Source organism: Collinsella sp. CLA-ER-H3, assembly GCF_040092425.1.
Lineage (GTDB): Bacteria > Actinomycetota > Coriobacteriia > Coriobacteriales > Coriobacteriaceae > Collinsella.
The window spans coordinates 1-852 of sequence record NZ_JBBNLP010000028.1 but is presented as its reverse complement, the minus strand read 5'-3'; the positions used below and the strand labels follow the sequence as shown (position 1 = coordinate 852).

Sequence of the window (852 nt, the reverse complement as noted above, 5' to 3'; positions counted from 1 at the left end):
ATGTTCAATTTCGATGAGCCTCGTTACGAGAAGGTTGTGAGCGATGCCCTCGCTCTCCGTCCTCAGATTGAGGCTGCCGTGGACGAGGTCTGCGAGCAGGGCTATTCCAACATCTTCTTCATCGGCTGCGGCGGCACCTGGGCCCACACGCTCCCGATGAAGTACTGGGTCGAGACCACCACGGCCGACGTCGACGTCCACTGCGAGATCGCCGCCGAGTTCCTCGCGTGCCCGCCCAAGGCCTTCAACAAGGACTCGGTCTGCGTCTTCTCCACCCGTACCGGCACCACCCCCGAGATCATCGAGGCCGCCAAGTTCTGCCAGGAGCAGGGCGCCCGCACGCTGATGTATGTCTCCAACGACAACACCCCGGCCACCGAGTACGCCGACTACAAGTTCTTCAGCTTCGCCGAGGACGACGTCCTGTGCGAGGCCATCTACACCTACCAGATCACGCTGGTCGCCCGCTTCCTCAAGAACGCCGGCGCCTTCCCCAAGTACGACACCTTCATGGAGGAGTTCGGCAACATCGCCCCGTACCTCATCAAGGCCAAGGACGCCCAGGACGAGCGCTGCGCCGCCATGGCCGAGGACTTCAAGGACACCGACTACCACATGGTGATCGGCTCCGGCATGCTCTGGGGCGAGGCCTACGACTACGCCATGTGCATCCTCGAGGAGATGCAGTGGATCAAGACCAAGTCCATCCACGCCGCCGAGTTCTTCCACGGCACCATCGAGCTGTGCGAGGAGGGCACGAGCCTCATCATGCTCTACGGCGAGGACGACACCCGTAAGCTCATGGACCGCGTGGACAACTTCACTCACATGCTCGCCGACGAGAAGGGCGTC

Annotated in this window: 1 protein-coding gene; it reads left to right on the top strand. The window is 62.3% G+C overall.

Going from position 1 to position 852, the window contains the following annotated elements; genetic code table 11:
• Window positions 1-852 (top strand): SIS domain-containing protein (locus tag AAAX32_RS10020; RefSeq protein ID WP_349100739.1); only part of this gene is annotated, 852 nt, incomplete at both ends.